Origin of the sequence: Flavobacterium qiangtangense, assembly GCF_042658345.1 — a bacterium.
Taxonomy (GTDB): Bacteria; Bacteroidota; Bacteroidia; order Flavobacteriales; family Flavobacteriaceae; genus Flavobacterium; species Flavobacterium qiangtangense.
Genome location: NZ_JBHSQB010000010.1, coordinates 88,752 through 103,290 on the forward strand (window position 1 = coordinate 88,752; position 14,539 = coordinate 103,290).

Consider the following 14,539-nt stretch of genomic DNA (forward strand, 5'->3'; position numbering starts at 1 on the left):
ATTAAAGTAAATGAATGAGTTGCTAAATTTAGTAAATTTGCAAACTAGAAACCTGCGTCATTATAATGAAAAAAATCACGACCTACTCTATTCAGCATCACCAAAAGGTGTTCAATTTGTCGAGTAATAAAAAGGATTTTTTCTTTATAGAGCTAGGAAAAAACAGTCTTTTCAATACAGAACCGCGTCGTTCTGAAACGTATTCCATTAGCTTTTTAAAGGAAGGCGACGTGATTTCGCAGGCCGGTTTGGTGACCAAAAGAATCCAAGCTCCGGCAATTATTGCACTTGGACCCAGCATTGTCCGAACCATAAAAGAAACAGAAAATAGTCCGAAAATCGATATTATTTTCTTTACTGATGATTATCTTTTAGCCAACAGAACGAACGTTTTTTATTTGATGGAATTTGATTTTTTTGAAAACGATGAATTGCACAGCCTTAGTTTAGACGAAAATCAGGCCAAGAAAATCAGTCAAGTTTTCGACTTAATCAAGCAAACTATTGAAGAGAAAAACTTTCACGAGCAAGAAATTATTAGAAGCTTAATTTTTATTTTGATCCACGAATTGAATTCTTACTTGCAAACGACTACTTCTAATTATCATTTGGAAAAACTTCCTGCGATTGTGGTCAATTTTAAAAGTCTTTTGAAGAAAGAATATCAAAATCATCACACGGTAAACTTTTACGCTGATAAATTAAATATCACGCCAAAACATCTCTCAGAAATTTTAAAAAAGCAAACCGGAAAAACCGCCGGAGAATGGATTTCTGAATCTGTAATTCTGGAAGCCAAAGTTTTGCTTCAAAACCACAAATATTCTGTAGCTCAAATCAGTGAATCTTTAAATTTTTCTGACCAATCTGTCTTCGGAAAATTCTTTAAATCACACACTGGGCAAACTCCTTTAGAATATAAGAAATCGATTAAGTAGAAAAATCGACGAAAAATACCGTGAAACCGACTTTTTTAACACGCGAAAGCAAAGGAACTTTGCAGTGTTAAAATTCCTCTATGAAAACTTCAGGCCTTTTGGTTTACTCTGTTAATTTCAAAAATACGAATCAGCGTAACAACTGTTATTTCAAGTTATTTGAAAGAAAATCACAGCAAAAATTCTCTTCTTTTTTCATTCATTAGTTTATAACAATTTATCCCTGTCAACAATCAAATTATTTTATGACCAAATCATAGAATAGAATTTCCTATTTCTGAATTCAACGAAAACCAAAATTTTACAGTAAAAACATCTGAATTATAAAATGAATCTATTTCATCAAAATAACAAGCTCTTTCTATTCCTTTTTCTTGGAACAAATCTTTTTTGGAATGTTGATTTTGCCCAAGAAAAAAATCCTGAAACTAAAGTTTTAAGTATCAAAGAAGCTATTTCAATTGCCAAAGAAAATAATGATTGGATTGCAATGGCAAAGTTGCAAAAAGAAGCTTCCGAATCAGATCTTAAGGAAATTAAAAGTCACGTATTACCTCATGTGGTTGCTGGCGCAAGCGGAAAAAAATTGTCAAACGTGACGCTTTATGAACACGGACTTCATGATTCTGAATCGCTTCCGCCACCGCCATCTACTTATCAGGCGAACTTTGGCGTTGAAGCATCTTTCAATTTATACTCGGGCGGAAAGCACGAAGCTCAAATCGAGGAATCTGAAATAAAAACAAAGCTTTCAGACATAAAAATCCAGCAACAATCGGGTTCAATTTCCTTGCAAGTAATTCAGAATTATCTTGAGATTCTTCGCCTTTCAAAATTAGATAGCATTTATAAAGAGCAAATCAGCCGTGAAGAACTTCGTCTGAAAAACATAAACTCGTTATACAAAAACGGAAAAGTGACCCGAAGTGATGTTTTGAGAGCTGAAATTGGTCTTTCGAACGAACAATTTGCCCGAAAAGAAAACCAAAGCAACATCCAGATTTTCAATAATCGACTGAATGTTTTACTGAAACTTCCGGAGGAAACGAAGCTGATTTTAAGCGACACGGCAATTGTAAAAGAAACGCCTGAATGGATAAACATTGAAGAACCTTCTGAAAAAACGGCTTATAATTTTCTTTCTGCAAAGCAAAATGTTGAGTTCCAGGAAGCAAAGGTTAAAGGAGTGAAAAGCAATTATTATCCGTCGATTTCCTTGATTTCTGCGTATGAATACAATTACCCAAATTACTTGAAATACCCAAATGTTGACCAAGCCTACTCCATCGGTTTTGTTGGCTTTAAGATGGAATATTCGATTTCTTCTTTGTACCAAAACAATCATAAAGTTCGCGCTGAAAAAGAACGTTTGGAAGAATTAAAAGTCAATGAAAATGCGGTTAGAGACAATTTAAAATTGGAGATTTCTTCCTTAAAAATCAAACTTGAAGACACTAAAGAAAAAATGGAAATCGCCCAAAATAACATCGAACAATCGAAAGTAAATTTAAAGATTGTAAACACAAAATATTTTAACCAGTTGGCATTGCTTACTGATTTATTGGAAGCTGACAATCTTTATTTACAGTCAAAATACAAGTTGATCGAAGCACAAACTTCGCTCTTAAATTATTATTATCAAATTCTTTACACCACCGGAAAAATCTAAAAATGAAGACAAAAGGCAAAACTTTCAATATAATTTTTAATGTTGCAGTCACAATTATCATCGTTGCAACGCTCTTCTTTTTCCTTCGCTATTTGGTTCGATCAGGAAATTATGAGGAAACAAATGACGCTCAAGTGGAAGCCTACATCAACCCAATTTCGGCGCGAGTTGGCGGTTATATTCAGAAAATAAATTTTGAAGAACATCAATTTGTCAATGCTGGCGACACGTTGGTAAAGATCGATAACCGAGAATATTTGACAAAAGTGATGGAAGCTGAAGCCGCATTGGAAGATTCAAAAGCAAAATTGCAGATTTTAGATGCTGAAATTATGACTGCGAAAACCGGAACTTCGGTCAATAATGATATGATTTCTGTGGCCAAAGCCAAATATATTGAAAAACAGCAAGACTTGAAACGTTACAAAAATCTGTTGAAAGAAGAAGCGGCAACGTTGCAGGAATTTGAACAAATGCAGTCAAAATATGACGTGGCTTCGAGCGAATTTAATGCTTCAAAGAACAATTTGAAAACTACAAATTCAAAAATTATTGAGCTTGAAGCAAAACACGGATTGCTGAAAGCGGAAATTAAACAGAAAGAAGCACAGTTGGAATTCGCGAAAATTAATTTGGAATATACCATAATTCTCGCTCCGTATTCTGGAAGATTGGGAAGAAAAACAATTCAGGAAGGCCAGCAAATTCAAGCCGGACAAAGTTTGGTGCCCATAATTAATGAAGACCAAAAATGGGTCACGGCAAATTTCAAAGAAACACAAATCGAAAATATGAAAGTCGGTCAAGATGTGGAAATAAAAATTGACGGTTTTGAAGATAAAATTTACTCTGGAAAAATCGAAGCGATTGCTGGCTCGACAGGTTCTAAATTCTCGCTTCTTCCTGCTGATAATTCCACCGGAAATTTTGTAAAAATCACACAGCGAATTCCTGTAAAAATTAAATTTATTGATAAAAATATAACTGAAATTAAGGCAGGAATGAACGTAATCGTTTCGGTAAAAAATAAATAATGGACAAAAATATTTATTTCAAAAACTGGATCCACAACTGGAATTGGGGAATGCGAACCGCGCTTTTCTTGATTCTGATGTTCACGATTATTCAGTTTTCGCTATTTTCTTTGACGCAAAATTATGTGGTTTCTTACTTTGGAGCGCAACCTGAAGACGTGACTTTTTCGATTCAAGTGACATACATTTCGTTGCTATTCACGCTTCCGCTACAGATTCGGTTTTTGAATTATTTCAATACCAAGAAATATTTGATTACGGTTTTATTGATCGGAATTATTCTGAATTTGCTGTCGATGAAAACCACTGAAATCGAAATTTTTATTCTCCTTCGATTTCTGCAAGGAATGATTATTAGTTTCATCGCCGGAGGAATGTTGACTTTTATTTTTTCGAGATTGCACGAAGAGAAAAAAATGGCTGTTGGTTATTCCGTTTTCTATGGAACTTTGCTCGGAAGTAGCGTTGTTGCTGGAGCTCCATCTGCTTGGATCATTGACAATACCGACTGGAAAATGATTTATTATGTGGTGATTTTGTTCCAAATTATTTCGATTTTGATTGTTTTTTTAATTTTCAAATCAGAGCGCGAACAAAAAAAATATCCGTTGTACCAAATCGATTGGAAAGCCTATTTGATTTTGGGTTCCGGAATGTTTGCCGTGGCATATTGCTTGGTTTACGGTCCAAAACATTATTGGTTTGACGATAAATCGATAGTTTATAGCTTTTTTTTAGCCATAATTTTGATTTCGCTTTTTGTTTTGCGACAGCTAAATAGCAAGCGTCCGATCATTCATTTTAGCATTTTTAAGTCTAAAAGATTCGTCATAGGATTGTTTTTTCTCGCACTTTTTTATGGCCTGAAAGACACGATAAATTTGGTTTACAACTATGTCAGCGTCATCAATCAATGGTCAAATTATGATTATATTGAACTCGCGGCGGTGAATATTTCAGGAATGGCTTTGACGATGTATATCGCTTCTCAATTGGTTGCCAAAAAGAAATTTCCTATTCATTATTTTCTAATTTTAGGCTTCATATTGATGTTGGCTTTCAATTTTTGGATGTATAAAATCATTTCGCCCGGATTGGATTTCTCAGATTTGATGATTCCGATATTTTTGCAAGGCGCTTCTTCGGGAATGTTGTTTGTTCCAATTGCCACGTTTATTTTATCATCAGTTCCCGTTCACACCGGAATTTCAGGAAGTTTAGTCGGCGGAACCGTTCGTTTTTTCACCACTTTAAATTCTTTTGCCGGATATTATACTTTGCAATTATTTTACAATCAGCATTACAAAGAGCAGTTTTTAAAATATCTTACTCCGTATGATTTGAATTATGCAGAAAGAAATTCAAGTTCAGTTCAATCATTTATTTCGAAAGGTTTTACGCCACAAGAATCGGTTTCGTTGGCAAATTCAAGCATTTTAAAATCGATTACAATACAAACGCAATTATTGACAAATCAGACTATTTTTTTAGGCGTAAGTTATGCTTTAATCGGAATTATTTTGGTTGTTTTAAGTCATTTCATTTATAGAAAATTAAGTTTAATTCAAAGAAATAGTAAATCATCTGTAAAAAATATCACAATTCAAGGTATTAAAATTCAATAACTTAAAAATTATTTTTATTTTTTTTCGAAATAAATTAGGTTCTTATGTTTTTTATGCCCTAAATTTGCACTCAAGTTCTTTAAAAGATTATTCTTATCCAGAAAGACCGAGGGAATTGACCCGATGACGTCTTAGCAACCTGATTACTTTGGTAATTAAGGTGCTACATTCAACCTTGCATTGCAAGGATAGATAAGCTAGAAAATGTACATAATACTTCAAAATATTATATGCTCTTCTGACTTGTCGGAAGGGCATTTTTTATTTCTGCTCCTTTCGATATCTGGTTTCGAATATTTTTTGGAAAACAAAAAATTATTTAAAAACATCTTAAAAGTTATCAAAATGAAAGAGCAAACTCAAATTTTAAATTACATTCCAGTAGACGAATTAACCGGTTCAATTTCGGTGCCGATTTACCAAACTTCGACATTTGTCCAAGACGAACCTGGCGTTCACAAAGGTTTTGACTACGCAAGAAGCAATAATCCGACAAGAAAAGTTTTGGAAGATTTAGCTGCAAAATTAGAAAACGGAACTAACGGATATGCTTTTTCAAGCGGTTTGGCAGCAATCGATGCAGTGGTAAAATTACTTTCTGCCGGAGACGAAATTATTGCGGTGGATGATATTTATGGTGGTGCTTTCCGCCTATTCACGCACGTTTATGAGAAATTCGGAATCAAAGTAAATTATGTTGATGCGACTGATGCTAAAAATGTAGCGAATGCAATTACAGATAAAACTGCTTTAATTTGGATTGAATCGCCAACAAACCCGACTTTAAAAATTTCTGACCTTCGCGCTATCGGAAAAATTGCAAAAGAGAACAAAGTTTTGTTCTGCGTTGACAATACTTTTGCCTCGCCAATTGCACAAAAACCAATTGAATTTGGAGCTGACTTAATCGTTCACAGCGCTACAAAATATATTTCGGGGCATAGCGATTTGATTGCCGGTTTGGTAATTACCGCGAACGAAGAATTGGGCGCTAAAATTAAATTTATCCAAAATGCTTCTGGTGCAATCCTTGGGCCATTTGACAGCTGGTTGGTCATCCGAGGAATCGAAACTTTAAACTTAAGAATCAAACAGCACGCTGAAAATGCACAGAAAATTGCTGAATTTTTGACTACAGAAAAGCTAATCAAAAACGTTTATTATCCAGGTTTGAAAACGCACCACAACCACGAAATTGCAAAAAGCCAACAGAAATATTTTGGTGGCGTTGTCACTTTTGATTTGGTTATTGATGACAAAGCATTGGCTTCAAGAATTGTTTCTGGAACAAAATTATTCAAGTTGGCCGAAAGTTTAGGCGGCGTAAAAAGCTTGTGTTGCTTGCCTTGCGAGATGACCCACAAATCAATTCCGGCAGAAATTAGATATAAATCTGGAGTTACTGACAGCTTGATTCGTCTGTCTGTTGGCTTGGAAGATGCCGATGATTTGATTGCTGATTTGAAAGAAGCAATTGCGAATGCGGTTCAAGAAAATGTGACCGTTGCTTCATCTTTGAACTAAATCTTAATTTAATTAAACACAGATTTCACAGATTTTATTTTATACCAAATCTTGAGACAAATTGATTCTACATAATATTTTTATTTTTCAATCTGTAAAAATTCGTGAAGTCTGTGTTCCAAAAAAAAATAAAAAATGTCAAGAAAAAAATTAAATATAGGATTGTTCGGGTTTGGATGCGTGGGCTTTGGACTGTATGAAGTGTTGCAAAAAACGCCTGGTTTGAAAGCCAATATCAAGAATATTTGTGTAAAAGACAAAGATAAAAAGCGTGAAATCGGAGCTGAAAATTTTACATTCAACAAGGAAGATATTTTCAATGATGCCGAAATTAATGTAATTGTTGAGCTGATTGATGATGCCGATGCGGCTTATGAAATCGTAACTCGTGCTTTGAAAAGCGGCAAAGCGGTGGTTTCGGCCAACAAAAAAATGATTGCAGAGCATTTTGAAGAATTGCTGGCTTTGCAACGTGAATATAAAGTTCCGTTGTTGTATGAAGCGGCGTGTTGCGCGAGTATGCCGATTATCAGGAACTTGGAAGAATATTATGACAATGATCTTTTGGAATCAATCCAAGGAATCGTGAATGGTTCGACAAATTATATCTTAACGAAGACTTTTAAGGATAATTTATCGTATGAAGACGCCTTGAAAGAGGCTCAGGAAAAAGGATTTGCAGAAAGCAATCCGATTTTGGACACTGGCGGTTTTGATGCTAAATATAAATTGCTGATTTTGCTGGCACATTCCTTCGGATATATTGCAAAACCTGATGATTTATTCAATATCGGAATCAATAATATTGGCGGATTAGAGTTGAAATATGCTCGCGAAAAAGGACTGAAAATTAAATTGGTAGCCCAAGCTTTTAAAAATCTGGACGGAAGTATTTCAGCTTTTGTACTTCCTAAATTTGTGGATTCAGAAGATAGATTATTCAATGTTGATGACGTGTTTAATGGCGTAATCACGAAAACAAGTTTTGCCGATGAGCAGTTTTTTGTAGGCAAAGGTGCTGGTGCTCATCCTACTGCTTCAGCGGTTTTGAGTGACATTTCTGCATTGAGTTATGACTACCAATATGAATACAAAAAAATTGCCCAGCAGGAAGATTTAAGCTTATCGGATGATGTGAATTTGAAAGTGTTTTTGAGACATTCTGTGGAAGATGCCGTTGCTTTGAAAAAACAATTTTTAAATATCGATGAATCGTATTTAAATCAAGAATCAGGTTATATTACCGGAATTATTTCGTTGGAGAATTTGAGAAATATCCACCTTGATGAAAGTTTTGATACCTCTTTTGTTTTGTTGGAAGTCGTGAAAGACGTTTTGATTGCTGACGAGAATTTGCAATTAGCTAATCTTGAATTAGCTTAAAAAAAGAAAGTTTTGTTTTGTTTTGTTTGTTAAATAAAAACCCGGCAGATTTTGGTCTGTCGGGTTTTGTTATATATTTTCTCGCAAAGTCGCAAAGACGCAAAGTTTTTGTTTTAAGCAATAACTCCTGAACCAATCAGCTCTTCGCCTTGGTGCCACGAAACGAATTGTCCTTCTGTGATTGCGGATTGCGGTTCTTCGAAGGCAACATACATTCCGTTTTCAAATTGGTGTAATTTTGCTTTTTGCAACGGTTGGCGGTAACGGATTCTTGCCATTACATCCATAGTTTCTCCAGCTTCTAATTTCAAATCGGGACGAATCCAATGCACTTCTGATTTTTCTATGAAAAGTGCTTTTTTGAATAATCCTGGATGTTGATCGCCTTGACCGGTGTAAATTATATTGCTCTCAACGTCAGTTTCGATGATGTAAAGTGGTTCTAAAGTGCCGCCAACATTCAATCCTTTTCGTTGTCCTTTTGTAAAATAATGAGCACCTTGGTGTTTCCCAACTACTTTTCCCATTTCTGGAACGTAAGGAATTGGCGCTGCTTTGAATGCTAATTCTTCTTCTAAAGATTCGAATTCTTTTTCTTCTTTATCGTAGATATCTGTTTTGGAATCAATTTCAAAAATCAATCCTGCTTTTGGCTGTAATTTTTGCTGTAAAAATTCTGGAAGACGCACTTTTCCGATGAAACATAATCCTTGTGAATCTTTCTTTTCTGCTGTTACTAATTCCATTTGAGCGGCGATTTCACGAACTTCTGGTTTTGTCAATTCTCCAATTGGGAATAAAGATTTTGCCAATTGTTCTTGCGAAAGTTGGCAAAGGAAATACGATTGGTCTTTGTTTCCATCAACTCCTGCCAATAATTGATATGTAGGATTTCCGTCAACATCAATTTCTCCTTTTCTACAATAATGTCCAGTTGCCACGTAATCAGCTCCGAGACTTAAGGCGATTTTCATAAAAACATCAAACTTGATTTCGCGGTTGCACAAAACATCTGGATTTGGCGTTCTTCCCTTTTCATATTCGCGGAACATATAATCCACGATTTTTTCTTGGTATTGTTCGCTTAAATCAACCGTTTGAAATGGAATTCCGAGTTTTTCTGCGACTAAAAGCGCATCATTGCTGTCTTCTAACCACGGACATTCATTGGAAATTGTAACCGAATCATCGTGCCAGTTTTTCATAAAAAGCCCGATCACTTCATAGCCTTGCTCCTTTAAAAGATAAGCAGCAACACTTGAATCAACACCTCCGGAAAGTCCAACAACGACACGTTTCATTTTATTTATTTTGCGATTCTGGGAATCAGTTTGAAGATGCAAAAGTACGCCAAATTAAAGATATTTGAAATATTTTGCATTTGATTAATTGATAAGAGTATTTGGGAAGTTTATATATTAAAATGCAAGTTTATTTTTTTGCACCATATAAGGCAAATAAAGTCGTTTAGAAAACTAATCTTTTTGTTTTGATTGGTTTCTCGGGCTTTATTCTTGTTCCCTTTTTTACCATTTAAGGCATATAAGGTCATTTGAGAAAACTATCCTTTTGGCTGGTTTTGCTTTTGTTTTCTTGCGCCTTTATTTTTGCTGTCTATTTTGAATTTTTCTTTTTTGGCTTTGTTTGGGTCTTCTTCTTTGGTCAGTTTTCCGTTTTGGAAATATTTCCATTTGCCTGATTTTTTGCCGTCTTTAAATTGTCCTTTGATTGTTTTTCCGGCGCCATCATTATAAATAACTGGTCCGTCAAATTGGTCATTTTTGTATGTAGCGTCTTCAAAAACGTCTCCTTTTTCAGAATATTTTTTATACGGTCCGTTTTTGATTCCGTTTACATAGGTAGTTTCTTCGGCGATTTTTCCGTTTTTGTAGAATACTTTTTTTACACCGTTTAATTTTCCTTTGGAGTAATTTTCGGTAGACATAATTTCTTTTGACTCGAAGTGGTAGTATTTCCATTCGCCTTCGGCAAGCTTGTTTACTTCTTTTCCCTCACTGACTTTGTTGCCTTTTTGATCAAGAAAAGTCGTGTAAGCTGAACCGTCTTTTGCAGAAAAATCTCTGGTTGCGATCACTTTTAATTCTTTTGTATCGTCGAAGAACTTGAATGTTCCAGTTTCTTTTCCGTGGTCGAAAGTTCCTTCATAACGTGGGCGTTTTGAGGCTTCGTATGTTCCTTTCCAGAGTCCGTGGGGTTGTCCTTTTTCGTCAATTTTGTTGGTTTCTTGGGCGAATGTTTGGAAGGCTAAAAATGTTAGTAATGTGAATAAGATTGATTTCATATTTTATTTATACAATGTTTTATTGGAACACAGATTTGAGAAATTTTAATAATTTTTGAAATCTATGTTTTAATGATTATGCAATGACTGTACCGATTTTTTCTATTTATCATGAAAGGCATATAAGGGCTTATAAGTTTTTTTTTTGGATGCTTTATTTTATTTCTATTAACTAAAATTGTCGCATTTTATTGCGGCTTTATTCTGAAGTTTAAAAGGAAGCGGAAAGATTCTCAGATAGCCCCGTCCCGAAACTTCGGGAGGAGAGGAAATCCTTTTTTTTAAGCAAATGCCTCTCGACTGCGCTCGAGGTGACAAAAAAAGATTGGAACGGAAAGCGGGAATTGCCTTTACTGAAAATGCCCAACGATTCGCTTCTTACAAAAAAAGCACCCGTTTTAATGAGTGCTTTTTGATTTATCTTTTTCTGTTTGCTTTCTTTTCTTCAAGTGTGGCTTTCTTTTCTTTTTGCTGTTCTTGTGCTTGCTCCATCATATCTGCTATTTTTTGCTGAAACTTGCTTTTTGGCTTTTCTTTCGTTTTGTTTTCTTGAATTCTAGCGTGAATCTTCTCGTCGTTGATGATGTAATTTTTGATTACCAACATAATTCCGATGGTGATTGTGTTTGATACAAAATAGTATAATGACAGTCCTGACGCGTTATTGTTGAAGAAAATCATCATCATCAATGGCGAAATATAAATCATCATTTTCATGATTTTGCTCATATCTGGCATTCCTTCTTGTTGTGGCGCTGACATTTGCTGGTCGCCCGTCGTCATTTTCATATAGAAGAAAATTGCGATTGCGGCTAAAATTGGGAATAAACTCACGTGGTTTCCATAGAAAGACGAAATTACGGGAATGTGCTGTTTCCAAGAAAGCACGGCGTCAAATGATGACAAATCTTCTGCCCAAAGGAAGTTTTTCTGTCTCAATTCAATTGCCGAAGGAAAAAACTGGAACAATGCATAGAAAACTGGAATTTGCATCACCGCCGGAAGACAACCTGCCATTGGATTTACGCCAGCTTTGCTGTAAAGTTTCATTGTTTCTTGTTGTTTTTTCATCGGATCTTTCTTGAATTTTTCGTTCAATTCATTGATCTCTGGACGAAGCACTTTCATTTTTGCTTGAGACAAATATGATTTGTAAGTCACCGGCGACATTGCCAAACGAACTAAAATCGTGAAGACGATAATCGCGATTCCGTGTGCCATGAATTGGCTTAAGAATCCGTAAACCGGAATAAAAATCCAACGGTTGATCCATCCGAAAATTCCCCAACCTAATGGAATTACTTCGTCAAGATTTTTTTCGTATTTGTCTAAGATTTTGTAATCAGCTGGTCCGTAATACCAGTTCATATTATAGTTTACTTCGCCACCTTTGAAAGCTAATGGCAAAGTCGCTTTGTATGCTTTTGTGAAAATCGTGTCTTTTTCAACATCGTGAACCAAGTTTTCAGTCTTTAATTCTGCTGTTGTAAATGGCGTGTCTGTCAACAAAATTGACGTAAAAAAGTGCTGTTTGAAAGCTACATACGTTACTTCTTTTGCTACTTCTGTTTTTGAAGATTGACCTAAATCATTGTCTTTTCCACCTTCATATTCGTACACCAAATCAGAATAACGGTTTTCGTAAGAAACACTTTTTTCGTTTCTGTAGGTTTTCATATTCCACTCCATCGGAAGCGGTTTTGAAGTCTGCAACACTTTGCTTAAACCTTGCGTTCTTACTGAGAAATCAAGCATGTATTCGCCTGGTTTCAAAACATAACGGTATTCTAAAAATTGTTCTGGACCTGCTTTTAAACGCATTGTCAAAACTTGATTGTCACCTTCTTTTGAAACGTTTGGCTCAAAATATAAATCTTTGGTATTCAACACAAGATTTCCTTGCGTTTTCAACTCGATATTTAAGTTGGCATTGTTCTCTTTAATTATCTTAACCAATTGGCCAGAACCTTTTTTGAATGCTTCGAAATTTTTCATTTCAGCGTCTACGATATAACCTCCTTTATTTGAAAAAGTAAGTTTTACAAGGTCATTTTCAATTGTGTTTGTAACTGCTTTTGCAGATGGAAGCGTTGCAGCATAAGCAAAACTACCCAATGTTGCTTTCAGTTTTTCCGTCTGAAGCGAATCATTTTTGATAGTGTCAGTGATTGCAGGTTTTGCAGCAACCACGTCTTGGTTTACCTGTTTTTCAGATTGTTCTTTCTTGTCTTTGCCTTGAATTTCTCCGGCTGGCTTGTTGACGTACATTATGCCTAGCAAGATTAAAAAAATCAGTACAAAGCCAATAATCGAATTACGGTCAAACTTTTTTTCTTCCATTTTATTCTAAAATAATTAATAATTACGCACTAACGCGTTACCAAATGCTTGAAGAATTTCTCCAAACTATTTATTCTTGTAATCTACCGCAGCTTTTACGAAATTCACAAAAAGTGGATGCGGATTCGCTACAGTACTTTTATATTCTGGATGATATTGAACACCAATGAAAAACGGATGCTTCTCAATTTCAATGATTTCTACCAATTTCGTATCCGGATTTACTCCTGATGCTGATAATCCAGCTTTTTCTAATGCCTCTAAATATTCTCCGTTGAACTCATAACGGTGACGGTGACGCTCTTCAATTTGGCTTTTGCCATAAATTTTTGAAGCCAACGAGCTTTCTTTCATATCACATTTCCAAGCTCCAAGACGCATTGTGCCGCCTTTGTCAGTAATGGTTTTCTGTTCTTCCATCAAGTTAATAACCGGATGAGCCGTTCCAGAATTCATTTCTGTGGAGTTGGCATCTTTGTGACCCAAAACATTTCTTGAATATTCAATAACCGCCATTTGCATTCCAAGACAAATTCCGAAAAACGGAATATTATTTTCTCTTGCGTAACGAACAGTTTCGATTTTTCCTTCAATTCCTCTTTCTCCAAAACCTGGAGCGACTAAAATTCCATCTAAATCTTTCAATTTTTCGGTCGCATTTTTCTCGTCTAAATATTCTGAGTGAATGCTTACCACGTTAACTTTAGTTTCATTTGTCGCGCCTGCATGGATGAATGCTTCTAAAATTGATTTATAGGAATCTTGCAATTCTACGTATTTCCCAACCAAACCGATGTTTACGATATGCTTCGGATTTTTATGTTTTTGCAAAAATTCGTTCCAGTTTTTTAAATCTGGAGTTGCTTTTTCTGGCAAATCTAATTTTTTCAATGCTACTTTGTCAAGACCTTCTTCCAACATTAAATTTGGAACGTCATAAATCGTTGAAGCATCGATGGACTGAATAACCGCTTCTCTTTTCACATTGCAGAACAATGCTAATTTTTGGCGCAATTCGTCTGATAATTCGTGTTCTGTTCTGCAAACCAAGATATCAGCTTTGATACCGCTTTCCATCAATGTTTTCACAGAATGCTGTGTCGGTTTTGTTTTTAATTCTCCGGCTGCCGCCAAAAATGGAACCAAAGTCAGATGAATTACAATTCCGTTATTTTCACCTAATTCCCAAACTAATTGGCGAACAGACTCAATATAAGGAAGCGATTCGATATCTCCGACAGTTCCTCCAATTTCAGTAATCACGATGTCAAAATCACCAGATTTTCCAAGCAATTGCATTCTTTCCTTAATCTCATTCGTGATATGCGGAACGACTTGAACGGTTTTTCCTAAAAACTCCCCTCTTCTTTCCTTCTCAATAACAGAAAGATAGACTCTTCCGGTAGTTACGTTATTGGCTTGGGAAGTTGGAACATTCAAGAAACGTTCGTAGTGACCTAAATCCAAATCGGTTTCAGCTCCATCATCTGTCACAAAACATTCTCCGTGTTCATAAGGATTTAATGTTCCCGGATCCACGTTAATGTAAGGGTCAAATTTCTGGATTGTCGTTCGATATCCTCTGGCTTGCAATAATTTTGCTAGCGAAGCCGCGATAATTCCTTTCCCTAAGGAAGAAGTCACACCGCCTGTAACAAAAATATATTTCGTCTGATTCATTATGTTGTTGTTTGTAGTTGTGTTGCGTAAAAAACGTGGCAAAA

General features: G+C 35.4%; 10 protein-coding genes and 1 riboswitch. Of the genes, 6 read left to right on the forward strand and 4 right to left on the reverse strand.

Going from position 1 to position 14,539, the window contains the following annotated elements:
• The first annotated feature begins 65 nt into the window (after positions 1–65).
• From ACFPVY_RS14245 to ACFPVY_RS14270, 6 genes are all read left to right on the forward strand, one after another.
• Entirely contained in the window at positions 66–938 is an 873-nt protein-coding gene (locus ACFPVY_RS14245) for a helix-turn-helix domain-containing protein (RefSeq protein ID WP_379792792.1), read from the forward strand.
• A gap of 328 nt (positions 939–1,266) precedes the next feature.
• A complete protein-coding gene (locus ACFPVY_RS14250) occupies positions 1,267–2,607 on the forward strand; it encodes a TolC family protein (protein ID WP_379792793.1) in 1,341 nt (446 codons plus the stop codon).
• A 2-nt stretch (positions 2,608–2,609) separates the two neighbouring features.
• A complete protein-coding gene (locus ACFPVY_RS14255) occupies positions 2,610–3,641 on the forward strand; it encodes an HlyD family secretion protein (protein WP_379792794.1) in 1,032 nt (343 codons plus the stop codon).
• Positions 3,641–5,266, forward strand: coding sequence for an MFS transporter (locus tag ACFPVY_RS14260; protein WP_379792795.1), 1,626 nt, complete (start codon positions 3,641–3,643; stop codon positions 5,264–5,266). The genes ACFPVY_RS14255 and ACFPVY_RS14260 overlap by 1 nt, the downstream gene beginning before the upstream one ends.
• 90 nt (positions 5,267–5,356) lie before the next feature.
• Positions 5,357–5,465, forward strand: a riboswitch (SAM riboswitch).
• A gap of 146 nt (positions 5,466–5,611) precedes the next feature.
• Complete coding sequence (locus ACFPVY_RS14265) at positions 5,612–6,790, forward strand: trans-sulfuration enzyme family protein (RefSeq protein WP_379792796.1); 1,179 nt, start codon at positions 5,612–5,614, stop codon at positions 6,788–6,790.
• Positions 6,791–6,925: 135 nt separating this feature from the next.
• On the forward strand, positions 6,926–8,173 hold the full coding sequence (locus ACFPVY_RS14270; protein ID WP_379792797.1) for a homoserine dehydrogenase: 1,248 nt from the start codon (positions 6,926–6,928) through the stop codon (positions 8,171–8,173).
• Between the two features lie 113 nt (positions 8,174–8,286).
• Here the strand turns inward: ACFPVY_RS14270 and mnmA are convergent, their stop codons facing one another.
• From mnmA to ACFPVY_RS14290, 4 genes are all read right to left on the reverse strand, one after another.
• Complete coding sequence (mnmA, locus tag ACFPVY_RS14275; protein WP_379792798.1) at positions 8,287–9,474, reverse strand: tRNA 2-thiouridine(34) synthase MnmA; 1,188 nt, start codon at positions 9,472–9,474, stop codon at positions 8,287–8,289.
• Between the two features lie 260 nt (positions 9,475–9,734).
• Positions 9,735–10,475: a toxin-antitoxin system YwqK family antitoxin gene (locus ACFPVY_RS14280; RefSeq protein WP_379792799.1), complete on the reverse strand. Its 741-nt coding sequence runs from the start codon at positions 10,473–10,475 to the stop codon at positions 9,735–9,737.
• 417 nt (positions 10,476–10,892) lie between these two features.
• A complete protein-coding gene (gene yidC, locus ACFPVY_RS14285) occupies positions 10,893–12,815 on the reverse strand; it encodes a membrane protein insertase YidC (protein WP_379792800.1) in 1,923 nt (640 codons plus the stop codon).
• Positions 12,816–12,881: 66 nt separating this feature from the next.
• Entirely contained in the window at positions 12,882–14,495 is a 1,614-nt protein-coding gene (locus tag ACFPVY_RS14290) for a CTP synthase (RefSeq protein ID WP_379792801.1), read from the reverse strand.
• Between the last annotated feature and the right edge of the window lie 44 nt (positions 14,496–14,539).

Coding starts and splice junctions, on each gene's coding strand:
- ACFPVY_RS14250 (WP_379792793.1), top strand. CDS start 1,267: ATGAATCTATTTCATCAAAATAACAAGCTCTTTCTATTCCTTTTTCTT.
- ACFPVY_RS14255 (WP_379792794.1), top strand. CDS start 2,610: ATGAAGACAAAAGGCAAAACTTTCAATATAATTTTTAATGTTGCAGTC.
- ACFPVY_RS14270 (WP_379792797.1), top strand. CDS start 6,926: ATGTCAAGAAAAAAATTAAATATAGGATTGTTCGGGTTTGGATGCGTG.
- mnmA (WP_379792798.1), bottom strand. CDS start 9,474: ATGAAACGTGTCGTTGTTGGACTTTCCGGAGGTGTTGATTCAAGTGTT.
- yidC (WP_379792800.1), bottom strand. CDS start 12,815: ATGGAAGAAAAAAAGTTTGACCGTAATTCGATTATTGGCTTTGTACTG.
- ACFPVY_RS14265 (WP_379792796.1), top strand. CDS start 5,612: ATGAAAGAGCAAACTCAAATTTTAAATTACATTCCAGTAGACGAATTA.
- ACFPVY_RS14290 (WP_379792801.1), bottom strand. CDS start 14,495: ATGAATCAGACGAAATATATTTTTGTTACAGGCGGTGTGACTTCTTCC.
- ACFPVY_RS14280 (WP_379792799.1), bottom strand. CDS start 10,475: ATGAAATCAATCTTATTCACATTACTAACATTTTTAGCCTTCCAAACA.
- ACFPVY_RS14260 (WP_379792795.1), top strand. CDS start 3,641: ATGGACAAAAATATTTATTTCAAAAACTGGATCCACAACTGGAATTGG.
- ACFPVY_RS14245 (WP_379792792.1), top strand. CDS start 66: ATGAAAAAAATCACGACCTACTCTATTCAGCATCACCAAAAGGTGTTC.